Origin of the sequence: Solibacillus sp. (assembly GCF_040273735.1) — a bacterium.
In the GTDB taxonomy this organism is placed as follows: Bacteria; Bacillota; Bacilli; order Bacillales_A; family Planococcaceae; genus Solibacillus.
On the sequence record NZ_JBELZM010000002.1, the window covers coordinates 217,956 to 240,987 of the forward strand.

The window sequence follows — 23,032 nt, forward strand, 5'->3', positions numbered from 1 at the left end:
ACGATGGCAATGATAATTCCGAAGTCACTGAAAAAAGGCGATACTGTAGCATTAATCAGCGCATCAGGAGCAACACCGGAACATCGTATCGAACGGGCGATCCAGGCAGTGGAAAAGCTGGGTTTCCATGTGGTTGTAGGAGAAACGTGCAGAGCACGACACGGTTATTTTGGTGGCAGTGATGAGCTGCGGGCAAAAGAATTGAATGACATGTTCCGGAATCCTGAAATAGACGGTATTTTTTGTATTCGCGGAGGTTATGGAGCGACGCGGATTTTACCGATGCTTGATCTGGAGATGATTAAAGAAAACCCGAAAGTATTTGCAGGCTATAGTGATGTTACGGCACTGCATATTGTATTCAATCAGCAATGCGGTTTTGTAACGTACCATACACCGATGCCGTCAACGGAATTTATTCGACCTGAAATGGATGAGTATACATGGGAGTATTTCATTAACAGTGTGACAAATACCGGATGGAGTGATTATTTCCTGGAAAATGCGAAAGACCAGATTATGAACACGGTTGTTCCCGGTACTGCTACAGGGAAATTAGCTGGTGGAAATTTAACACTTGTTGCAGCCTCATTAGGGACACCATTCGAGATTGATTTGAAGGGCAAAATTCTATTTTTGGAAGACATCGATGAAAATGTGCAACGAATCGACCGGATGCTGACACAGCTATCATTGTCAGGGAAGCTTCAGCAGCTGTCGGGTATTTTGCTAGGTGGTTGGACGGATTGTGGGCCAATGGATTTAAATAACGCAGAAAACAATTTAAGTTTGGATACGGTATTTGAAGAAATTTTAGTGCCTTTGAATATTCCAATATTAAAAGACGTAACATGTGGTCATGTGCTACCGACGATGTCATTGCCGCTTGGTAAAACCGTAACAATCGATGCAACAAATAAATCAATTCGGGTTGTAGGACAGTTCGATGTATGAAAAACTTGATCGCATTATTGCACAGTGCCCATATAAAGTGCATGTCATTGTCGAAGATTACAATACAAACAATATCATCTGGAAAAATCGGGACAAGGAAATTTTTAGCAGTGCAAGTATAATCAAAGTGCCGATTCTCATTGCTATCTTGGCTCATTTGGATAAAACGAACGGCAATTTAAATCACGTCTACGAAATTGCGTCGGAAAACATGGTCGAGTTCAGTGTTATAACTGAGCAGAGGCAAACTCGTGCTACACTGCACGAGCTGTTACTTTGGATGATAATTACGAGTGACAATACAGCAACAAACGTTTGTATTGATCTATTAGGCATGGATGCATTCAATAATTATTTTAAAGAAATCGGCTTACATAATACTCGGGTTCAGCGAAAGATGATGGATTTTGAACGTCAAAAGCTTGGCTTTGATAATGAAACAACAGCACAGGATATACAGCATCTTTTCCGGCAAATATATAGAGGTACGCTGCTTACAAAAGAGTGGAATTTGGTTGCACTCAATATTTTAAGCAGGCAGCGCAGTTATGAATCGCTCAAACGCTTTATCGTAGATGATGTTAAAATGGCGCATAAAACTGGAGGTCTCGATACGGTCGACCATGATACTGGAATTATTTTTGCAGAAAAACGAGATTATTTTATCGGGGTTTTTATTACAAATGTGACCGACAATGACAAAGCGAGACAAACGATTGGTACTATTTCTAAAATCGTCTATGATCATTTTACAAAACAGGAGGAGGGAACCGATTGAATGCCGTTGTGAAAATGAAGCTTGCGAGTTTACATGCAGCACCGGACCGACATTCTGAGTTAATTGATGAGGCGTTGTATGGGATGCCGGTCGAAGTTCTGGAAGAAGTTGATGAAAATTGGGTCAAAATACGAACATTTTACCGATACGAAGGCTATACATTAAAATCCAACTTGCAAGTTGGTAGTGAACCTACTGTAAACTGGGTATATGAAGCAAATGATGTCGTAATTCAAAACTTTGCCGATGTCCTTAAAGCACCAAAAATACAAAGTGAAAACATCATCACATTAACACGAGGCGCTTTTATTAAAGTTGTATTGGAAGCAGGGCTTGATACAGCTTGGGCAAAAGTGCAGCTTGTTACAGGGGAAGAAGGATATGTACGGTCGGCCTGGATTAAGGATCGTGTGAAAGTGTATACGACAAATGAAGAGCTGTTTCGCAAGCAAGTCGTGGAAACTGCTTTTCGCTACATCGGAACACCATACCGTTGGGGCGGAAAAACGCCTTTAGGCATTGACTGTTCAGGTCTTGTTTCAATGGCGTATATGCTGAACGGTGCTTATATTTACCGTGATGCTAAAATAGAGGAAGGTTTTCCATTAAGGAAAATAGAAGGCGAAAACTTAAAGCCGGGAGATCTGATTTTCTTCCCTGGTCATGTAGCGATGTATATTGGTAATGACGAGTATATTCACTCTTCGTTAGGCGGAAATGAGGTCAATGTGAATAGCCTGAACTTGCAGCATGACCATTACCGTGAAGACTTGGCGACAACGATAACGGAGTACGGCAGTATTTTTTAATACAAAATAAAAAAAGGGTCAACTCAGCAAGATAGCTCTGGGTTGACCCTTTTAGTTACATGAAAATTGGTTTTGTTCAAATTAAAAGTTTCTAAGGATCCAATCGTTAGCCTCTATCCAATTATTAACGCGAATGACGTTATTAGGTACAGGCATTTGATTGTAAGGTGTATCGAATAAAATGACAGGGATTTTAAGCTCTTCGGCAATTTCCACTGCATTATCATGTTTATCTTCGAAAAAAGCTTCTACTGCATGCTTCTTTGCGATGGCAATTTTGTTATGACTGCCGATACATTCGATATGGTCGTAAGGAACTTTAAATTGATCAAACCAGTTTTTCGTAATATCGAAAACATTTTCTCCACGCGCAGAAATATAATAGAGCTCATACTGGTTTTGCCAGGCTGTTAAAATGCGGTGTGCATCTGCAGCAAGCTCACTCACTTCATACATTCGTGGCTCATTTTCTTTAAACCAGGCCTGAAACTGTGCGCGGTCTACAGGGTGCGGAAAGCCACTTAAAAAATCATATTCCGTTACATCTTGTAGCGTCATATTAATTTTGTACTGTTTATTAATATGTGGAATCAATGTGGCAGGACATGTAACTGTCCCGTCAATATCAATGCCGAACCGATGTTTTAAGTTTGTCATTTCCATTACCTCATTTCTTTACACAGTTGCATTGGCTTCTGCTTCACGCTTTGCCACCATTTCAGCAGCTAATTTATCGATTTCTTTCTTCAGTTCTTCCACCATTGTTTCTTCCGGAACTTTACGAACTGTTTTACCTTTCATGAATAAAAGCCCTTCGCCACGTGCACCGGCAATACCGATATCCGCTTCACGTGCTTCACCAGGACCGTTTACCGCACAGCCTAAAACAGCTACTTTTAACGGAACATTCAGCTTTGAAATATATTCTTCTACTTCGTTGGCAATCGAAATTAAATCAATTTCGATACGTCCGCAAGTCGGACAAGAAATTAATGTCGCCATATTTGATGCCAAGCCGAAAGATTTTAATAATTCACGAGCTACTTTAATTTCTTCTACAGGATCTGCAGATAATGAAATACGTAAAGTATTTCCGATACCTTTAGATAAAATCGCACCTAAACCGGCAGCTGATTTAACAGTACCGGCGAATAACGTACCTGATTCTGTAATACCTAAATGCAGTGGATAATTGAATGCTTTTGATGCTTTTTCATATGCTTCAATTGCCAGGTTTACGTCTGATGCTTTCATCGAAACGATAATGTCATGGAAATCCAAGTCTTCTAAAATTTTAATGTGGTGCAATGCAGATTCTACCATTCCATCTGCAGTAGGGTAACCATACTTTTCGAGGATATGGCGCTCTAAAGAACCGGCGTTAACACCGATTCGGATTGGTATACCTTTTGCTTTTGCCGCGTTTACAACTGCCTCTACTTTTTCGCGACGCCCGATGTTACCCGGGTTGATTCGTACTTTATCGATGCCACCTTCAATGGCTTTTAATGCTAATTTGTAATCAAAGTGAATATCCGCCACTAATGGGATATTAATTTGTTTTTTAATTTCAGGTATGGCATTTGCGGCGCGCTCATCCGGTACTGCAATACGTACGATCTGACAACCTGCCTCTTCCAAACGTTTAATTTCGGCAACAGTTGCTTCTACATCATGTGTTTTCGTCGTACACATACTTTGGATTACGACTTCGTTATTACCACCAATTGTTAAGTTACCGACACGCACAGGACGTGTTTTCGTACGGTGAACGATTTCACTCATGAAAAATTCTCTCCTTTTCAGGCTTTTAATGTGTTATATCTCCTAATAGATATAACGATATGTAAGCCGTCACTGTTCCTTATTTTATCAGTGTATGAAAAGAAGAACAAGGAAGAAACATTATGATTTCAATTTAGACAATTTTCCTTCACATTCGAGACGATTGGGATTAGGACAGTATCTCCTGGTACAAGTGGCTGTAAATTTAAATGCGGGTTAAGTTGATAAAATTGTGCGAGTCTTTCCGGAAAAGTGGTTTTAATAGGCGAGGGAGTTGCTGAAAATAGGCTGTAAATTGTATCGTCCTGTTGGATTTTTACGACAACATAGCTTCCTTGTTCACCTTCCTCACATGATTGTGGTGCAGCATAAAAGGATGCTAATGGGAGAGTACCTTCTTGTAAATCTACTTTAATGACAAATGCAAACAGCAAAAGAACTATGGAAGCTATTAAAAAGCGCAAAAAAATCCTCCTTTTCTCTACAATTTAACTCGTTAATAGATTGTTAAACTATATGATTCAGAAGGAGAATTTATTATTTTTGTACGGGATATTTTGTTAAGGCAACGATTATAAAGAACATTGTAATAAAAATACTACTAAGTGTAATAACAGTTTGTGAGATCATAAACAGATTTCCGAACATCGTCAAAAATGTACCCCACGTACTTGCAAAAACAGCTGTTCGCCATACTTGACGATATTCGCCGCGGCGTCTCATCGGCTTAATGAAAAATTGGCCAGCTAGTGCATACAGACTTACTTTAATAAAATAGATCGACGTATTCAGTACGAATAAAAATACAATGGCAATCGGATAAACAATCCACTGAATATTTTGTGCATACTGTTCAATTTCCGAATAGCCGAAAATCTCGGCTGTCCCGGCATTAATAAATTGGCCGAATGAAAAAGCAGTAATAAGGGTAATCATTAAAAAGGCATACTGCATCACTTTTCCGATTGATAGAATCCGGTAGGCACCCAATTTTTTAGGGCTCGTTAAACTATGTATAAATAACTGCATATGTGAAATTTTCATAATAATCGAATGCTCCTTTACAAAGTAGTGTAACATGAAAAAATTTCGATTTGAACTCGGAAAATTAAATTGAATCTTTTCTTTGTTCATTACGTATAATTTGTGAAAACATATAAGGGAGAAGAATTAGAAAGGATGTGAAATGAGTGGATATTATTGCATGGACACTTATTATAGCGCTGTTTATTATCGCGTTTATCGGTTTAGTATATCCAATTATCCCTTCCGTATTATTTTTACTTGGCGGGTTTATCGTATACGGGCTGTTTTATAGTTTCACCGAATTGCCATGGTGGTTCTGGTTAATTGAACTACTATTTGTTGCACTGCTATTTGCGGCAGATACGATTTCGAATCTGATCGGAGTAAAAAAATTCGGCGGATCAAAAGCAGGGATGTGGGGGAGCACGATCGGTTTACTGATCGGTCCATTTGTTATACCGTTTGCGGGTATTATCGCGGGGCCGTTTATCGGTGCGATCATTGGTGAACTAATTGTGACACGAAGCAATTTACAGCAGGCAATTAAAGTCGGTGTTGGTTCAGTTGTAGGATTTTTAACATCTGTCGTAACAAAAGGGATTATACAAGTTGTTATGATTGTCTTGTTTTTTATTGCCATTTAATTTTTTACGAGTTAAAGCAGATTGAATTGATGAGGAGCAAATATTTGTAAAATCAAACAGGTATCGCTTACACTAGTAAAGGAAAGATTACAAACAACAGGTAAGACAAGTAATCCGCAGCCTTTCCGTCAAAAGACTGAAATGCAAATATTACTGTTTTTTTCATTGAATGAGGAATCATTTTTTGATAACCTAGTATTGTAATCAACATTAATTACTTGTTCCAGGGAGGAATATTATCATGGCATTCAAATTACCAGAATTAACTTACGCTTACGACGCATTGGAACCACATATCGATGCAAAAACAATGGAAATTCACCACTCTAAACACCACAATACTTACGTAACAAACTTAAACGCAGCAGTAGAAGGTACTGAATACGCTGACAAAGACATTAACGAATTAATCGCTAACATCGATGCTTTACCAGCTGACAAACAAACTGCTGTACGTAACAACGGTGGCGGACATGCTAACCACACATTATTCTGGGAATTAATCGCTCCTGGCGGTTCTAACACTCCAGTAGGTGAAGTAGCTGCTGCAATCGATGCGAAATTCGGTTCATTTGACGCTTTCAAAGAAGAATTCGCAAAAGCTGCAACAACTCGTTTCGGTTCAGGTTGGGCATGGTTAATCGTTGATGGTGACGGTGTAGCTGTTACTTCAACTCCAAACCAAGACTCTCCAGTAATGGAAGGCAAAACACCAATCTTAGGCTTAGACGTTTGGGAGCACGCATACTACTTAAACTACCAAAACCGTCGTCCAGACTACATCGGTGCATTCTGGAACGTAGTGAACTGGGACGTAGTGGAAGCTAAATTCCAAGCAGCAAAATAATTAAAGCTGATCTGTACCGAAAGCAAAGCAGCAGGTACAAAATACTTTAAACGTAAAACGCATGAGAAGTTTCATTACTTCCATGCGTTTTTATGTATTTTTTTACAGTTATCTGCTACGCTCAAAATATTAAACAGAATCGGGGTGCAGTGGATGATTGATGAATTTGTCGCACAAATTGATGAGAAGTGGCACGGTGCTTATATAAAATTAATGGAGACAATTGATGGGAACTTGCCGCCAGGGTTTGAAAAGTCAATTGACCGGAATATGATCGTATATAATGTACCATTAACAACCTATCCAAAAGGGTATCATGTTACACCGAACACACCATTACCGTTTATGGCGCTTGCTCCACAAAAGCGCCATATTGGGCTTTATCATATGGGCATCTACAGTGATCCTGAACTTCTCGAGTGGTTTCAGGAAGCCTATGCCGAAGTTGTTCCAACAAAGCTGAATATGGGGAAAAGCTGTATTCGCTGGACCTCGACAAAACATATACCATATGATCTGATAGGGGAACTGAGCAGTAAAATGACGGTAGATCAGTGGATTACTGCCTATGAAAGTGAAATACAGAGATAAAATCATAGTTTATAACACAAACAAAAATACCGGTAGATAAGAATAAAACTCTTATTAAGAATCCGGTATTTTTTGGTTATAACCAACCCTTATGTCATAAATTAAATATTCTTTTTCAAAGTTTCGTTTAAGCGATAAAATTCGTAAATATATTTGTTTAATGTCTCGGGTGCAAGCACATAATCTTCTTTATGCCACTGAATAAGAATGCCCATAATGGAGTTCGCTGTATAGCTTGCCAAATATTCAAGCTGCTGGTCGGATATGTGCTCGATTTCTTCTAAATGCGACTCCAATATAAAGGAACGGACTGTCTCTAATAATTTGTGGTAATAAAGCATCGGCGTTTTCTCATCGAAAACAATCCGGTAAAAGGCTTCATGCTTTTTGACATGGTGAAAAATCTGAATCATTTCAGGTGTAAGCATGGATAAATTATCTTTTGTCACATCGTATGGAAAATCGTACGAAAACTTCAAATCTTTCACGATGTCATTGAAATATCGCTCAAATACTCCGTGGACATTTTTGTAATGCAAATAAAAAGTTCCGCGGTTAATTTCTGCAATCCGGCAAATTTCTGCTACCGTAATGTTCTCCAAAGATTTTTGGTTCAGTAAAATAAGAAGCGCTCTTTGCAGGCTGTCATGTGTCTTCTTTACACGTAAGTCCATAAAAATTTCCCCTTTAATGAACAGATTAATAAAAAGTGTTGGATAATGTACGGAATTCCAAATAGTTGTTGTTTGTACATTAATTTGCTTTCAATTATAATTTTTATTGAACAGATGTACAATAACTTCTAATACTAAAGGAGAGATTTATAATGAAATTAAAGGATAAAGTAGCAATCGTAACTGGTGCCGCTTCGGGTATGGGTAAAGCAATCGCGGAAGCTTATGCAAAAGAAGGAGCAAAAGTAGTGATTTCGGATTTAAATGAAGAAGGCGCAAAAACAGTTGCGGATGAAATTACTGCAAACGGTGGTACAGCATTTTCGATCGCAACAAATGTAGCGAAAGATGAAGACTTGCAAAAATTATTTGACGCTACAATTGAAAACTACGGTCAGTTAGATATTTTAGTAAACAATGCAGGCATTATGGACGGATTTGAGCCTGTAAACGAAATTACAGATGCACGCTGGGATATGATTTTCGCTGTTAATACAACTTCAGTTATGAAGTCAATGCGTATAGCAACAGATATGTTCTTAAAACAAGGTCATGGTGTTATTGTAAATAATATTTCAGCTGGCGGTTTAAACGGAGGACGTGCAGGTGCAGCATACACTGCTTCGAAACATGCTGTAGTCGGTCTAACAAAAAATACTGCATTCATGTTCTCTCAATCCGGTATTCGTGTAAATGGAATAGCACCAGGTGCTGTTATGACAAATATCCAACAGTCGATGCAAAATGTCAGCCAATACGGTGCCGGCCAACAGCAAAAAGGTTCTGCATTAATTCCACGTGTAGGAAATCCGGATGAAATCGCGAAATTAGCTGTATTTTTAGGTTCGGAAGATTCAAGTTTCATCAACGGTCAAATTATTACAGCGGATGCTGGTTGGACAGCTTATTAAGCATATATTTACTAAAAGGCTTTGTAACTTCGGTTGCAGAGCCTTTTTTTGCATATTTAATTTTTTCCATATAGTACGTAAGTACACCTAAACCAAGCTACTTGTGAATAAAGTATAAAGAGGTGAGGAATAAATGAGCATGACGTACAAAAATATACTAGTTGCCGTGGATGAGACGAATGAGTCGCTGATTGCTTTTAGAAGAGCTGTGCAAGTGGCACGGGGTAATGTCGGAAGTAAGCTGTATATTGTTCATGTAATCGATACTCGTTCCTTTGCATTTTCAGAAGGCTATAACTTTGATATGGCGGAAAAGTTTACAAATAATAAGAAGGATCTTTTAGATTCTTTTGAGAAAAAAGCGCAGCAGTCAGGGTTTACAAATATTAAAAAAATAATTGAATACGGGACACCTAAGCACGTTATCGCACGAGATATCCCTCAACAGGAAGAAATTGATTTAATTATTTGCGGTGTAACAGGAAAAGGGGAATTAGCCCGTTTTTTCCTAGGTTCCGTATCAGAAGGGATTTTAATAAATGCCCGCTGTGACGTACTTGTTGTAAGAAATACTTAATTAGATGCCGAAGCTCCACATTAATTTTCGTGAAGCTTCTTTTTTATGAAACTTTATAAAAGTACAGCCGTCTAAAAGATGAATAATTAAAATCTGAACTCTTTTTTCGTAGAGTTTTCAGTGTTATACTAAAGGCTATGATTATACATTCATGTACACGCTACATAAAGTAAGGAAGGGGAAGTGTTCTTTGCGCAAAATTACGCAAAATCGTCAGCAAAATCCGAAGGCAAAGCAACGGGCAAGTTTAACATTTCGGATGAATGTCCTTTTCTTTTCAATATTTGTTTTATTCTCATTACTAATTTTTCGTCTAGGATATATACAAATTGTAAAAGGTGAAGATTATGTGCGCGCATTGGAGCGTACTGAGGAAGTACGGGTGAATACAAGTGTACCCCGTGGTCGTATTTTTGACCGATATGGTCGTATTTTAGTTGATAATCAGCCAGAAAATGCGATTACATATACAAAAATGCAAACGACAAAATCCGCTGAAATGCTTGAAATTGCAGAAAAACTTGCACATATCATCGAGCAGCCGACAGAAAAAGTAACGCATCGAGATAAATTAGATTTCTGGATTTTACGGAATCCGGAAGAGGCAAAAGAAAAAGTCACACAAAAGGAAATGACGAAATTCCAACTTGAAAATGAAGATTTAGAAACGAAGGAAATCAATAAAGAATATGATCGACGAATCCGGGATCGTATTACAGATAAAGAACTGGAAGAGCTTACCGATTTTGACTTGGAAGTTCTGGCAATTTACCGTGAAATGATGACGGGCTATAATCTATCACCGCAAATTATTAAAGGTGAGAATGTTACACCGGAAGAGTTTGCCCGAGTTTCAGAACACTTGGCAGATCTGCCTGGTGTGAATACGACAACAGATTGGAAACGCGTACGATTATCTCCATTAGCGATATTAGGTCGAACAACGGTACCAAGTAAAGGTGTACCTAAATCAAAACTGAACCATTATTTAGCTCGTGATTATTCTCGAAACGATCGAGTTGGGGAAAGTTATTTTGAAGCACAGTATGAAGAAATATTGCAAGGTGAAAAATCGGTCGTTAAAAACATCACGAATAAAAAAGGTCAAGTAGTTGAAACGATGACGACTTTTGCGGGGGAGCCGGGTAAAGATTTAGTAACAACAATTGATGTGGAACTCCAGCAAAAAGCCGATGAAATTTTGGAAAAGTATTTATTGGAATTGAAAGCTAAAGGTGGTTCCCAATTACTGGATCGCGGCTTTTTAGTTGCAATGAATCCAAAAACCGGCGAGCTTTTATCGGTAGTCGGTAAAAAAATTGAAAAAGATAAAGATACTGGCAAACCTTATATTGTTGACTATTCTTACGGTACATTTACGTCTGCATATGAAGCAGGGTCAACTGTAAAAGCAGCAACCGTCCTAATGGGATACAATGAAGAAGTTATTAAGCCGGGAACTGTCATGCTCGATTCACCAATGCGAATCGGGAATATTACTTTAAATACACTATTCAACAAGAATGGTAGTGTCATGGTGGATGATTTGACGGCATTAGAGCGTTCATCAAACGTCTATATGTTCAAAATTGCGATGGGTATTGGCGGTCGTACGTATTCGCCTGGTATGCGATTTAGTTTAGCATCAGGTACATTGCAGACAATGCGAAATGAATATGCACAGTTCGGACTAGGTGTACCAACAGGGGTTGACCTTCCGGGTGAATCAACCGGCTATCAGGCTGACCCGGATACCGATGTAAAACTATTGAACTTGGCAATCGGTCAGTTTGATACGTATACGACGATGCAATTGGCACAATATATTTCAACAATTGCAAACGGTGGTTACCGTATCCAACCGAGAATGCTTAAAGAAATTCGCAACCCATCTAAAGATGGAGAATATTTAGGGCAAGTTGTGGAAGAAGTAACACCTAAAATATTAAACAAAATCGAAAACAGCCAACAGGAAATTGATCATGTTAAAGAAGGGTTGCGCCGTGTTTACTTCGGTACGAATGGTTCTGCCCGTCGTCAATTTGAAACAGCAGACTATACGGCTGGTGGTAAAACTGGTACTGCCGAGGTAGTTTACTATGGACCGCAGCGTGATAAATGGAAAACAAACACGATCAATATCGTCCATGTAGGTTTTGCTCCATACGATGACCCGGAGATTGCCTATGCAGTTATTTATCCATGGGCAACGACGAACTTTAACAATAACTATTTACCACAGGCGAATTTGACGGCCCGTGAACTAGTAGATGCATATTTTGAGTTGAAAAACAAATATGCGGATGAGGGCTTATCTACAAGTAAAGTAGAAAAACCGATCATTAAGCATTCTGATGAAAAGCTGGATGAGGACGAAGAAGTCGAAACAGTAAATGAATAAAATAAAGATCCCGTAGTTTCTAGCTACGGGATTTTTTTAAGGGGAAGATTCGATGAGGAAGAAAATCATACATATTGTCGTCATCCTAGGTGCCTTAAGTAATGCAGCGATTTTAGCATTTATGGACATGCCGGCGTGGCTCATAATTTTAATGTCGGTTATATATATCGTTATTTTTGAAGGGCTCCTGCTCGTCCTGGAACCACGGTTAGTCCGTGCCGAACGTGAACGGAATGTTAAAGCCTTTCCTTTTTTACGGGAGCTGGTCGATGCTAAAAAAGCGACGGTTACTTTGCGGGATGGTTCCGTATTATATAATGCTACGTTTGAAGGCTATGCCCATCCAAAAGATGCAAAAACAATTTTACTTTATGTACATAAAGTAAAGACGAAAAAGGAAAAGCCGACATTTACAGAACATTCTATTAAACTTGTAAACATAAAAAGCGTGAAAAAGATTCAATAAGAAGAAAATGAGACAATTTGCAGAGAGCTACCGTAAATTGTCTTTTTTATTTACAAAGCTTTACATTCAATTAACGGCTGAATTATATAAGCTTAATAAATTGTCTCTATAGTTGGAAATGTAAGAAAAACATCTATTAAACAAGCGGAGGAATTACAAATGAAAAAGTGGCAGTACTTAACATCAACAGCTTTACTAGGTTCAGCAATTCTTTTAGGAGCATGTGGCGGAGAAGAAAATAGTGATGAAACGTCAACTTCAGCACAAACAAACACAGAACAAGCAGAAGCTGGCAGCGCACAATTAACAGGTAACGTAGTAGGCGATGGTTCATCAACAGTTGCTCCAATTACAGAAGCGTTAGTTGAAGAATACGCGGCGGTACAAAAAGATGTACGCGTAGCAGTTGGTGTATCTGGTACAGGCGGCGGATTCGAAAAATTCATCAATGGTGAAACGGATTTCTCAAACGCTTCTCGTCCAATCAAAGATACTGAAATGGAAGAGCTTAAAAATGCAGGAGTAGAATATACAGAATTTGAACTTGCTTACGATGGTTTATCAGTAGTTGTACATCCTGAAAATACTTGGGCAAAAGATCTTACAGTTGATCAATTAAAACAGATTTGGGTTGAAGACGGTTCTACGAAAAAATGGTCTGATATTGATCCTTCATGGCCGGATGAAGAAATCGTATTCTACTCACCAGGTTCTGACTCAGGTACGTATGATTACTTCGATGAGATCATTTTAGATGGTGAAGACATTGTTAAATCGGCAACATTATCTGAAGATGACAACGTGTTAGTACAAGGTGTAACAGCAGACAAAAATGCAATCGGCTATTTCGGTTATGCGTACTATCTTGAAAATAAAGACAAATTACAAGTTGTAACGGTAGACGGAGTGGAACCGACAAACGAAACAATCGAATCAGGTGAATATTCTCCATTATCACGTCCACTATTCGTTTATGTGAAAAACAGTGCAGTTAAAGACAATGAAGCTACATATGACTTCATGAAGTTCACACTTGAAAACGCTGGTGAAATGGCAGAAGTAGTAGGTTATGTTAGCCTGCCAGATGAAAAGTATGAAGAAGCTCTAAAAGAGTTGGAAACACTAAAATAATTTCGATGTTTAATAGTGTGGGGTGGCTCTCATGCCCCACACATTTTTTAATTCTGAAAATTGATCGATTTAATTTATATAGATGACTGGAAGGAGTTTTCGCACATGGCTCTTAAACAACAGGAGCAAGTAAGTGTCCAACAATTAATCGAGCGTTCGCGCAATCGCAAAGGAAAGAAAGTAATCGAAAAGTTAGTACCGATGGGGTTATTTCTAGCAGCGACGATTTCGGTTCTTACGACGTTTGGGATTGTATTTACACTGATATTCGAGACATTCGAATTCTTTACGCGAGTGTCGATTACAGATTATTTATTTGGTACAGAATGGCTGCCGTTCTCAGGTAAGGAGCCGTTGTATGGAATATTACCATTAATATTCGGGACATTTAAAATTACACTGATTGCTATTATTGTAGCAGTACCATTCGGTTTAGGCGCTGCCATTTATCTGAGTGAATATGCATCAGAACGTGTACGAAAAATCATTAAACCGATTTTAGAAGTACTTGCAGGAGTACCGACAATTGTTTACGGGTTCTTTGCCTTAACTTTCATTACACCGATATTACAGGGATTTATTCCCGATCTGAAAATTTTCAATGCAATCAGCCCTGGTATCGTTGTCGGAATCATGATACTTCCAATGATCACATCCATGTCCGAAGATGCGATGAGCTCAGTTCCACGGTCGATTCGTGAAGGTGCGTTAGGTTTAGGTGCAACAAAATTCGAAGTGGCAGTTAAAGTTGTTCTGCCAGCAGCATTATCAGGAATTGTCGCCTCTGTCGTATTAGGTATTTCCCGGGCAATAGGTGAGACGATGATTGTTTCCTTGGCAGGGGGATCTACACCAAAATTCGACTTTGGCTTTACTGATTCGATTCAAACGATGACAGCCTATATTGTGCAAGTTACGACAGGTGATGCCGGTTATGGTACAACAATTTACTACTCAATTTACGCTGTAGGATTCACGTTGTTTATTTTCACGTTAGCGATGAATTTACTCGCAACGTATATTTCAAAACGCTTCCGAGAGGAGTATTAATATGCGCTATATTCAAGAAGATTTAGTGATGAAGCGAATGAATAAACGCCTCATTTCAAATAAAATATGGAAAATAATTTTTATTCTTGCCACAAGTTTTGCGCTTGTTTCATTAGGCATGTTGCTTTATCGAATTTTGACACAGGGACTCGGTTTTTTAGATATAAATTTCATTACAAACTTCGCCTCGCGTATTCCTGAAAATGCAGGGATTAAAGCAGCATTGGTTGGATCTTTATGGCTGATGAGTGTAGTTGCTCCTGTTTCAATCATTTTAGGGGTGAGTACAGCGTTATATTTGGAAGAATACGCAAAGCAAAATAAATTGAATGACTTTATCCGGATAAATATTTCTAACTTGGCAGGGGTACCTTCAATTGTTTTCGGTTTACTAGGGTTAACAATTTTCGTACGATTGTTTGGCTTCGAAAAAAGTATTCTGGCGGCCGGATTGACGATGAGTCTACTAATATTGCCGGTTATTATCGTAGCGGCACAAGAAGCTATCCGCGCGGTACCAAATGAACAGCGGGAAGCTTCATACGGAATGGGTGCGACGAAATGGCAAACGATTGTCCGTGTCGTGCTGCCGGCTGCTATTCCAGGAATATTGACAGGTAGTATTTTAGCGTTATCCCGAGCAATTGGTGAAACAGCACCATTAGTAGTAATCGGAATTCCAGTGATATTACAATTTTTACCAACAGGTTATCTCGATACATTTACCGCATTGCCGATGCAGATTTTCGACTGGGCAAAACGTCCGCAAGAAGCTTTCCAGTATGTGGCATCTGCAGGAATCATCGTATTAATGATTTTCCTATTAACGATGAATTCCATTGCAATATTTATTCGAAATAAATTCCAAAAACGATATTAGGAGTGAAATGGAATGGTTCAACTATTAACGAAAAATAAAGTACGTCAACCTGTAATGGGCCACGAACCGAATCAAGCGAATGTCATGCAGTCTAATAACTTTAATTTATGGTATGGGGATCACCATGCTTTAAAAGATATCAATCTGGAAATGAAGGAAAATGAAGTAACGGCAATTATCGGTCCTTCTGGATGCGGTAAATCGACTTATATAAAAGCATTAAATCGTATGGTCGAACTTGTTCCAATCGTACGTACATCAGGGGAAATCAATTACCGCGGCCGCAATATTTTTTCAAACGGCTATGAAGTGGAAGAACTTCGCACGAAAGTCGGTATGGTGTTCCAAAAACCGAACCCGTTTCCGAAATCAATTTATGATAATATCGCATATGGACCACGTATTCACGGTATTAAAAACAAAAAAATTCTGGATGAAATTGTAGAAAAGTCACTGCGTGGTGCAACTATCTGGGATGAGGTAAAAGACCGCTTAAACCAGAATGCCTATGGTTTATCAGGTGGTCAGCAGCAACGTATTTGTATCGCACGCTGCTTGGCGATCGAACCGGATGTCATTTTAATGGATGAGCCGACATCAGCGCTTGATCCGATTTCGACATTAAAAGTGGAAGAGCTTGTACAGCAGATGAAAGAACAGTACTCGATCGTAATCGTTACACATAATATGCAGCAGGCAGCACGTATTTCCGATAAAACCGCCTTCTTCCTGAATGGGGAAGTAGTAGAGTTTGATAAGACAGATATCATTTTCTCGACACCGTCAGATCAGCGCACCGAAGACTATATTTCCGGCAGATTTGGATAATCAGAAAAGGAGAATGAAATCGATGATTCGTGAACGTTTTGAACATGATTTAATAGCTGTTCAGCAAGATTTAATGGAACTTTGTGATTTAAGTATTCATTCATTACAGGAGTCTTTTAAAGCCTTTTTAAAAAAGGATATTGATTTAGCTTTACAAGTTATTGATACCGATCCGAAAATTAACCGATTGGAAGAAATAATTAATGACCGTGTAATTTTACTGATTGCAAAACAGCAGCCTGTTGCGACTGATTTACGTCGATTGATCGTTGTCATTAAAGCGGCATCGGATATGGAGCGAATCGGAGATCATGCGGTCAATATCGCAAAGGAGTCGATACGAATCGGAAAAGCTCCGTTTGTTACGAGCGTGGAACCGATTGAGGAAATGTTCCATAAAACGACCTTAATGCTGCGCCAAATTGTCGATGCCTTTATTGAGGAAAATACAATAAAGGCCAAGGAAATTGCAAATCTTGATGATGAGGTCGACGAATTAACAGGCAATACGCTCAGTAACTTAATGACGCTGTCCGTTTCCAACGAACATGTAGCGCAAGTGACAAGTTTATCATACGTATGCCGCTGTATCGAACGTGCGGCAGACCACGCAACAAATATTGCCGAACATTTATTCTACCTTGTAAAAGGGAAGCATTATGAACTGAATAATTAAGTATTTAAAGTATAGGGAGGAAACTTCTTATACTTTTTGTTTTTTACTTTATTTCAACATTTTGTGTATGAATAATTTATGTAATGAAAGGGTACATGGTACAATAAAGGTAATTCAAATAAGTTACGTACTTATTTATGTGTAAAGGGGTAGACAGCATGTTAAAAACAATTGTGTTTGACCAATTAAAGCAAGCGATGAAGAACAAAGATGCGTTAGCTAAAGGGGTATTGACTTTAGTGAAGTCCGCATTGGATGCTGCAGAAAAGGAAAAGGGCGCGGAATTGACGCCACAGGAAGAAACTGCTGTCATTAATCGTGAAATTAAGCAGACAAACCAGTCACTGGAAGGCGCAAAGCAAGCGTACCGTTCAGACTTAATTGAAAAAGAAGAAGCGAAATTAGTTATTTTAAAAAGCTTTTTACCAAAGCAGTTAACTGAGGAAGAAATTTCAGCTGAGCTTCAGACAGCTGGTATTACTTCCGGCATGAATATGGGTGAGGCGATGAAAATTGCAAAGCCGTTACTTGATGGAAAAGCAGATGGAGCGACAATTTCAAAAGTTGTCAAAACGCTCATTTCCTAAATTAAAAAATCTTGGAAAAGGAGGTGTGCCCCAATTCATATGGCGGTCACGTCCTTTTCACTATATTATTTTCAATCAAAAGGAATTAGGATAGGGAGGATTAAAATGACATTACATGAACAGATTAAACTGTATGTACCTTACAATGAACAGGAAGCAAAGGATCAGGACATCATTTTACGTGCAATGGCTACTTTATCGGATGTCCTGACACGAAACAATGAAGTTCTGCATTTTACTGCGTCAGCTTTTGTGTTCAACCCGGACCGTTCACGTGTATTAATGGCTCATCATAATATTTATAATTCATGGGGCTGGATGGGCGGTCATGCAGACGGTGATCCGGACTTATTTAATGTAGCAAAAAAAGAGCTTTTTGAAGAAGCTGGCCTTACAGAAGCAAAAGCGATACAGGAAGATATTGTTTCGCTTGATATTCTACCTGTTATCGGTCATATGAAAAAAGGGAAATATGTTGCGGCACACTTACATTTCAATGTGACTTATATATTTGAAGTCGGAGATGAAGCAACATTTAAAGCGAAGCTCGATGAAAACAGTGAAGTCGGCTGGATTGAAATGGGCGAAGTTGCTGAGAAATGTACAGAAGCGCATATGATTCCAATATATGAGAAAATTATTGAGAAGGTAAAAAAAATCGGCTGTTAAACGAAAAAATCAGTTGATAAGTATGTTATTTAACAATGAAGTTTTTTCATACGAAGATTTTCTGGATACAACTGGCTGATGCACAGAAAAACACAAACGATTGCTGAAAATGAAATAATTTCACAAAATTAAACAGCCGTGTGCTAAAATAACGTTGTATAAACAAAAGGGAGGCTATTTTCAAATGGCGAAAAAAGTAAAAGAATATAAAATTAACCCAGACCGAGTGGAAGAAGCATTATTAATTCAAAATCGTATGCTTATTGAATTATTCGTTCAAGTTTTAGATGAGCAACTAGTAATTGAACGTCCTGTCTTACACGAACGTTTAGAAAACTTAATCGAGCTTTCAAATAACGATCGTGATTTGAAAGATACTTTACACGCTTTAACTCAAAAATTATAATTACATACATTTATGTGTGGCGCGGTATCCTAGAGATACCGCTTTTTTTTATACAGAAAAACACGAATACTATTCGCGTGCAGTTTAAATTACTACTTTTTAATATTGATTTTCGCTATACTATCGGTATTGATTTGAAAACAGATGGAGGGGTTTCACATGACAAATGAATATAAGACTGTTTTAACCGATGAAATTCTTCATTTTTTATATCGTAATGCATCTTTTCAAGCTTTAGAGGAAAATCAGCAGCAACAGTTTCTCGAGAAATTTGGTCAACAACCATTATTCATAGAGGTCATCGAAATTGCAATTGCACTGGAAGAAATGATTACAGAAGTGGAAGCAACAATGCCAAAAATACAGGATAAAGATTATTTATTCCCGATTGAGCAACAAAAGCGATTGCTGAAAGATCGGACGGTTATTGATGGAAATGTATTGTATGTGCCGTTTGATGAGATGAAAAATCTTTATTCGCCAATGATTGTCATCGTACAGCAATCTGACGCCATGCAGGGGTATGAAGCCTTTACAAAAGGGACCATATTACCGCTATTTAATTTATGCGCTGTCCAGAAGAGGGATTTAATCATACTTCCGTTTAGTAATAAACCGGCTCAACCGCTTCTTTTTAAAAATGGAGCAATTGATATTGGATTGTTCGACCAGTTTTTGCAACAGTATTTAACTGGAGACGCTCAGATTATGCCGGCAATAGACAAGGCGATTGAATTCTTTATTCAAGACAATATCGATAATCAGCGGGATCTCATGATTATTACGGACAATCAATTTACCGATTTCCATAAATTGAATCAACAAGTTACGGCAGAAAAAATGCAGGAGCTTGATATCGATCTGGCCGTCATCGCAATGAGTGAGACGGATTTTGAAAAACAGCCAATTGCATTTGCTGACAAAGTATTTTTTGCAAACGAATAATGACTTCTATTAACGAATCCGTTTACGGGTTCGTTTTTTAATTGGTCGAATTTTGTTATAGACAAGGAATTTTATAAGAAGATGCGGAATAATTAAAGAAAGGATACATAAATAGAGAGAAATGGAGTGTGTTCGATGTATACAGCTTATTGCAGAACCGTCCAAAGTTCAATGCGTGTCGGTATGAAGCTCATGAACTGGAGAAAGCCAGAATTACTTCAAGGGGAAAACAGTCTTGAAAGATTGCCGGACCTTGTGAAAAGTTTGGATTTAAATATGATTTTAGTGATTACAGATGATGGAATTAACAAGCTGGGGCTTATGGATACGTTACTAGAGGGGTTACAGGAGCAAAATATCACATTTGTTGTTTATAATAAAACGGTTCCAAACCCGACTTTCACAAATATTGAAGAAGCGCTGGAACTGTATTATGCACATAATTGTGATGGGATTATAGCATTTGGCGGAGGGTCACCGATGGATTGTGCTAAGGCGGTTGCAGCAAGAATTGCACGCCCTGAAAAATCACTGGCTGATTTAAAAGGTTTATTTAAAGTAAGAAAAGAAATGCCGCCGTTTTTCGCGATCCCGACAACGGCAGGTACGGGAAGCGAAGGGACGATTGCCGCCGTCGTATCAAATAGTGAAACACATGAGAAATTCGCCATTATGGATCCGGTACTTGTACCGCACTATGCTGTATTGGACCCGGTATTAACAATTAATTTGCCTCCGCATATTACATCTACAACAGGAATGGATGCATTGACACATGCCGTGGAAGCCTATATTGGTAAAAGCAATACTGAGGAGACGAGGAAATATGCCCGTGAGGCTGTTATTCTTATTTTTAAGTATTTAGTACGCGCCTATGAAGATGGGACAGATATGAAAGCCAGAACAGAAATGCAACGTGCCTCGTATTTGGCAGGTCTTGCATTTACCCGGGCATATGTTGGTTATGTTCATGCCATTGCCCATACACTCGGCGGATTTTATCAAGTACCTCACGGTTTTGCCAATGCGGTGATTCTGCCGCATGTACTTCGATTCTACGGGGAAAGCGCTGCTAAGCCGTTAGCAGATCTTGCAACAATAGTTGGAATCGGAAAAATAACAGATAGTGATGAAAAAAAGGCAGAGTTATTTATCGAAGCGATTGAAGAATTGAATAACAAGATGGAAATTCCTCGCAAAATAACAGGGATCATCAACCGTGATGTGCCATTGATGGTAGAGCGCGCATTACAAGAAGCGAACCCGCTTTACCCGGTACCACGCATTGTAAATCAAGAGGAAATGTTTTATTTATACCAAATCATCCAGGAATAAAAGATGAGGCTATCTATAAAGTAAACCCCGATTTTCTTTTAAAGAAAATCGGGGTTTAAGATTGGCTGTATGTTATTGTTCAAGCTGGTCGTCAAAGTAGTTTAATAACCCTTGATAAATGCCCAGCGTTGCTTGTTCCCGGTAATAATCTGTAGTAATTGCCCTTTCTTCTGAAGGATTACTTAAATAGCCAAGCTCAAGTAATATAGCATTCTGACGGTTTTCGCGTAGTACTAAATAGTTGCCGAAGCGTGGTCCACGATCCTTCAAATTAACTTTTGACGCCAATCCTTCATGAACATATTCCGCGAGCTTTTGCTGAAAACCATTCGTATAATAGGTCGTAAAGCCGCTCACTGAACTATCTTCATTTGCGTCATAATGAATACTGATAAAAGCATCGGCGCCTGCCTGATGAGACACTGCAACACGCTTTCGCAGGTCGACAAAAATATCGGATTCACGCGTCATGACAACATTTGCACCAGCTGACTGTAATTTGGAGCGGAGCAGTTCTGCTGTAATAATATTAATATCTTTTTCGTCTGTTCCACGAACACCGGTCGTACCACGGTCGTTACCTCCGTGACCGGCATCGAGTACGATTGTTAAGCCCTTTAATGTACCTTTTTTACGTTCGGCTGCCTGACTTATATTGTTTTTAGATGTAGTTCCTTGTGAATTATTTTCACTTACAACCCAGTTTGCGACGTACGCGGTTTGACGATCATTTACTGCGATTTTAAACCAGTCGCCTTCACTTTCCACTATCGGATATGTATGACCAGCATCTGCAATGACAACAACATTTGAAGAAGTCGAAGGGGATTCCCTTAAATTTGTCCCATTATAAATAATCGTAACAAAGTTTTTCGTTTCTTCTTTTTCAGATGAAGGGTTTTGTTTCAATTGTTTTGTAAACGTTCCGTAAAAACTGTATACCCAACCTTTTTTGCCTTTTTCATATTCAATCTCTACCCAATTATGATCTCGGCTAACTACTTTAAATTGCTGTCCTTCAGTGGCAAGCCCTAATTTTTTGGAAGTCAAATCAGGTTTTTTTCGGATATTGACAGCATTTACGTTAACGGTAAATGTGTTCGGGTCAATTTGTTGTATTGGTTCATTTGATTGTTCCTGTTGCCCATTATCAGAAGGAGGAGCCGGCGTTTCCGTCTTCGCTTCTTTCACTGTGACATATTCAGCAAATACCCAACCTGTTATTTCGCCGGACTGAATCTGAATCCAATCCTGTTCTTGTTTTAAAAATTTACTTTCCGCGCCGGAAGAAATTTTTGTCTGCACAGAAGCGGATAATGATGGTGCTACACGAACATTTAAAGAGTTTACCTGAGAAATGACTGTTTTTTCAGTTGATGAGTCTGATTGCCCATTTACTGTTTTCACAAGCCATGCCGCAACCCAGCCCTTTTGTTGTCCGACTTGAACATGGTGCCAATCACCTTGTTTTTCAATCGAAATAATCTCAGTTCCTTCTTTTAATGTCTCAAGTATCGGATAAGAAAGGCCTGGACCTTCACGTAAATATAAAATTTCCGCGTTTACATATAACGGTTCCCCGTTGGCATGAGCAGGACGGGCGGAAAAATTATATGGAACAATTGCCGTGAATAATAATAAAAATGATAAACCTATTATTATTTTATTTTTTTTCATAGTTTCCTCCTTTTAATATAATTTAGTTAAATGACCCTTTCACTATATACCCCTATATTATAAAAGTATTTATGACAAAAAATATAGCGTTTTTTTGAAAATGGTTGACAACTTGTCATGACATCATTAAGATTAGTGTTAATTTAACAAAAGTAACATTGCCAATGACCAAACAAGTAGCGGTTGCCAATGCTGAAAAGAGAGGGAGAGACTTAGGCTGTAATCTTTCCTGCAGTATGTAACATGTGAACAACAGTTGAGAGGCGTTTCCTCGAAAAATTTTTTTCTAGTAGGGGAAGACGGAATCGGCCGTTATCCGAATTTGAGAGGATGTAGTCATACATCAATTAGGGTGGAACCGCGGAAGATTATACAAGCTTTCGTC

The 23,032-nt window shown here is 38.6% G+C and carries 26 protein-coding genes and 1 other annotated feature (1 of these 27 running past the window's edge); of the genes, 20 read left to right on the forward strand and 6 right to left on the reverse strand.

The window, feature by feature from the left end:
* The first annotated feature begins 3 nt into the window (after window positions 1–3).
* Genes ABS917_RS03200 through ABS917_RS03210 form a run of 3 tightly spaced genes read left to right on the forward strand, consistent with a single transcriptional unit; the run spans window position 4 to window position 2,541 of the window.
* A complete protein-coding gene (locus tag ABS917_RS03200) occupies window positions 4–954 on the forward strand; it encodes a S66 peptidase family protein (protein WP_350477643.1) in 951 nt (316 codons plus the stop codon).
* Complete coding sequence (locus ABS917_RS03205; RefSeq protein WP_350477644.1) at window positions 947–1,732, forward strand: serine hydrolase; 786 nt, start codon at window positions 947–949, stop codon at window positions 1,730–1,732. Before ABS917_RS03200 ends, ABS917_RS03205 begins: the two co-directional genes overlap by 8 nt.
* The gene (locus ABS917_RS03210; RefSeq protein WP_350477645.1) at window positions 1,729–2,541 is read left to right on the forward strand and encodes a C40 family peptidase; all 813 of its coding nucleotides are present in this window, start codon (window positions 1,729–1,731) and stop codon (window positions 2,539–2,541) included. Before ABS917_RS03205 ends, ABS917_RS03210 begins: the two co-directional genes overlap by 4 nt.
* Before the next feature lie 81 nt (window positions 2,542–2,622).
* Here ABS917_RS03210 and ABS917_RS03215 read toward each other — a convergent pair whose 3' ends face one another.
* From ABS917_RS03215 to ABS917_RS03230, 4 genes are all read right to left on the reverse strand, one after another.
* Window positions 2,623–3,198: a 5' nucleotidase, NT5C type gene (locus tag ABS917_RS03215; protein WP_350477646.1), complete on the reverse strand. Its 576-nt coding sequence runs from the start codon at window positions 3,196–3,198 to the stop codon at window positions 2,623–2,625.
* Window positions 3,199–3,216: 18 nt separating this feature from the next.
* Window positions 3,217–4,326, reverse strand: coding sequence for a flavodoxin-dependent (E)-4-hydroxy-3-methylbut-2-enyl-diphosphate synthase (gene ispG / locus ABS917_RS03220; RefSeq protein ID WP_079527831.1), 1,110 nt, complete (start codon window positions 4,324–4,326; stop codon window positions 3,217–3,219).
* A gap of 128 nt (window positions 4,327–4,454) precedes the next feature.
* Window positions 4,455–4,790 carry a hypothetical protein gene (locus ABS917_RS03225; RefSeq protein WP_350477647.1) on the reverse strand — a complete coding sequence of 112 codons (336 nt, stop codon included), beginning with the start codon at window positions 4,788–4,790 and terminating at the stop codon, window positions 4,455–4,457.
* A gap of 73 nt (window positions 4,791–4,863) precedes the next feature.
* A complete protein-coding gene (locus ABS917_RS03230; RefSeq protein WP_350477648.1) occupies window positions 4,864–5,370 on the reverse strand; it encodes a DUF1189 family protein in 507 nt (168 codons plus the stop codon).
* 146 nt (window positions 5,371–5,516) lie between these two features.
* On the opposite strand from ABS917_RS03230, the gene ABS917_RS03235 reads away from it, so the two are divergent.
* The 3 genes from ABS917_RS03235 (at window position 5,517) to ABS917_RS03245 (ending at window position 7,434) form a co-directional block, all read left to right on the forward strand.
* The gene (locus tag ABS917_RS03235) at window positions 5,517–5,996 is read left to right on the forward strand and encodes a DUF456 domain-containing protein (protein ID WP_350477649.1); all 480 of its coding nucleotides are present in this window, start codon (window positions 5,517–5,519) and stop codon (window positions 5,994–5,996) included.
* Window positions 5,997–6,237: 241 nt separating this feature from the next.
* Window positions 6,238–6,843, forward strand: coding sequence for a superoxide dismutase (locus ABS917_RS03240; RefSeq protein ID WP_008408572.1), 606 nt, complete (start codon window positions 6,238–6,240; stop codon window positions 6,841–6,843).
* Between the two features lie 153 nt (window positions 6,844–6,996).
* Window positions 6,997–7,434 (forward strand): DUF1801 domain-containing protein, encoded by a 438-nt coding sequence (locus ABS917_RS03245; RefSeq protein ID WP_350477650.1) that lies wholly within the window; start codon window positions 6,997–6,999, stop codon window positions 7,432–7,434.
* 101 nt (window positions 7,435–7,535) lie between these two features.
* On the opposite strand, the gene ABS917_RS03250 is transcribed toward ABS917_RS03245, so the two are convergent.
* Window positions 7,536–8,108 (reverse strand): TetR/AcrR family transcriptional regulator, encoded by a 573-nt coding sequence (locus tag ABS917_RS03250; RefSeq protein WP_350477651.1) that lies wholly within the window; start codon window positions 8,106–8,108, stop codon window positions 7,536–7,538.
* A gap of 152 nt (window positions 8,109–8,260) precedes the next feature.
* Here ABS917_RS03250 and ABS917_RS03255 point away from each other — a divergent pair, with 152 nt between their 5' ends.
* From ABS917_RS03255 to ABS917_RS03320, 14 genes are all read left to right on the forward strand, one after another.
* Complete coding sequence (locus ABS917_RS03255) at window positions 8,261–9,019, forward strand: SDR family oxidoreductase (RefSeq protein ID WP_350477652.1); 759 nt, start codon at window positions 8,261–8,263, stop codon at window positions 9,017–9,019.
* Between the two features lie 133 nt (window positions 9,020–9,152).
* Window positions 9,153–9,596: a universal stress protein gene (locus tag ABS917_RS03260; RefSeq protein ID WP_350477653.1), complete on the forward strand. Its 444-nt coding sequence runs from the start codon at window positions 9,153–9,155 to the stop codon at window positions 9,594–9,596.
* A 190-nt stretch (window positions 9,597–9,786) separates the two neighbouring features.
* Entirely contained in the window at window positions 9,787–11,997 is a 2,211-nt protein-coding gene (locus tag ABS917_RS03265) for a peptidoglycan D,D-transpeptidase FtsI family protein (protein ID WP_350477654.1), read from the forward strand.
* A 52-nt stretch (window positions 11,998–12,049) separates the two neighbouring features.
* Entirely contained in the window at window positions 12,050–12,463 is a 414-nt protein-coding gene (locus ABS917_RS03270) for a response regulator (protein WP_350477655.1), read from the forward strand.
* 159 nt (window positions 12,464–12,622) lie between these two features.
* On the forward strand, window positions 12,623–13,594 hold the full coding sequence (locus tag ABS917_RS03275) for a PstS family phosphate ABC transporter substrate-binding protein (RefSeq protein ID WP_350477656.1): 972 nt from the start codon (window positions 12,623–12,625) through the stop codon (window positions 13,592–13,594).
* Window positions 13,595–13,699: 105 nt separating this feature from the next.
* The gene (gene pstC, locus ABS917_RS03280) at window positions 13,700–14,644 is read left to right on the forward strand and encodes a phosphate ABC transporter permease subunit PstC (protein WP_350477657.1); all 945 of its coding nucleotides are present in this window, start codon (window positions 13,700–13,702) and stop codon (window positions 14,642–14,644) included.
* A gap of 1 nt (window position 14,645) precedes the next feature.
* On the forward strand, window positions 14,646–15,524 hold the full coding sequence (pstA, locus tag ABS917_RS03285) for a phosphate ABC transporter permease PstA (RefSeq protein WP_350477658.1): 879 nt from the start codon (window positions 14,646–14,648) through the stop codon (window positions 15,522–15,524).
* Between the two features lie 54 nt (window positions 15,525–15,578).
* Window positions 15,579–16,352 carry a phosphate ABC transporter ATP-binding protein PstB gene (gene pstB / locus ABS917_RS03290; RefSeq protein ID WP_350477832.1) on the forward strand — a complete coding sequence of 258 codons (774 nt, stop codon included), beginning with the start codon at window positions 15,579–15,581 and terminating at the stop codon, window positions 16,350–16,352.
* A gap of 22 nt (window positions 16,353–16,374) precedes the next feature.
* Window positions 16,375–17,028 (forward strand): phosphate signaling complex protein PhoU, encoded by a 654-nt coding sequence (gene phoU, locus ABS917_RS03295; RefSeq protein ID WP_350477659.1) that lies wholly within the window; start codon window positions 16,375–16,377, stop codon window positions 17,026–17,028.
* A 158-nt stretch (window positions 17,029–17,186) separates the two neighbouring features.
* On the forward strand, window positions 17,187–17,615 hold the full coding sequence (locus tag ABS917_RS03300) for a GatB/YqeY domain-containing protein (RefSeq protein ID WP_350477660.1): 429 nt from the start codon (window positions 17,187–17,189) through the stop codon (window positions 17,613–17,615).
* Between the two features lie 105 nt (window positions 17,616–17,720).
* Complete coding sequence (locus ABS917_RS03305; RefSeq protein ID WP_350477661.1) at window positions 17,721–18,284, forward strand: NUDIX hydrolase; 564 nt, start codon at window positions 17,721–17,723, stop codon at window positions 18,282–18,284.
* A 184-nt stretch (window positions 18,285–18,468) separates the two neighbouring features.
* Window positions 18,469–18,690 carry a phosphate-starvation-inducible protein PsiE gene (locus ABS917_RS03310; RefSeq protein WP_079527783.1) on the forward strand — a complete coding sequence of 74 codons (222 nt, stop codon included), beginning with the start codon at window positions 18,469–18,471 and terminating at the stop codon, window positions 18,688–18,690.
* Window positions 18,691–18,849: 159 nt separating this feature from the next.
* The gene (locus ABS917_RS03315; RefSeq protein ID WP_350477662.1) at window positions 18,850–19,635 is read left to right on the forward strand and encodes a vWA domain-containing protein; all 786 of its coding nucleotides are present in this window, start codon (window positions 18,850–18,852) and stop codon (window positions 19,633–19,635) included.
* Window positions 19,636–19,770: 135 nt separating this feature from the next.
* Window positions 19,771–20,970 (forward strand): iron-containing alcohol dehydrogenase, encoded by a 1,200-nt coding sequence (locus ABS917_RS03320; protein ID WP_350477663.1) that lies wholly within the window; start codon window positions 19,771–19,773, stop codon window positions 20,968–20,970.
* Between the two features lie 72 nt (window positions 20,971–21,042).
* On the opposite strand, the gene ABS917_RS03325 is transcribed toward ABS917_RS03320, so the two are convergent.
* Window positions 21,043–22,647, reverse strand: coding sequence for an N-acetylmuramoyl-L-alanine amidase family protein (locus ABS917_RS03325; RefSeq protein ID WP_350477664.1), 1,605 nt, complete (start codon window positions 22,645–22,647; stop codon window positions 21,043–21,045).
* A gap of 155 nt (window positions 22,648–22,802) precedes the next feature.
* Window positions 22,803–23,032, forward strand: a binding site (T-box leader) (it continues 6 nt past the right edge of the window).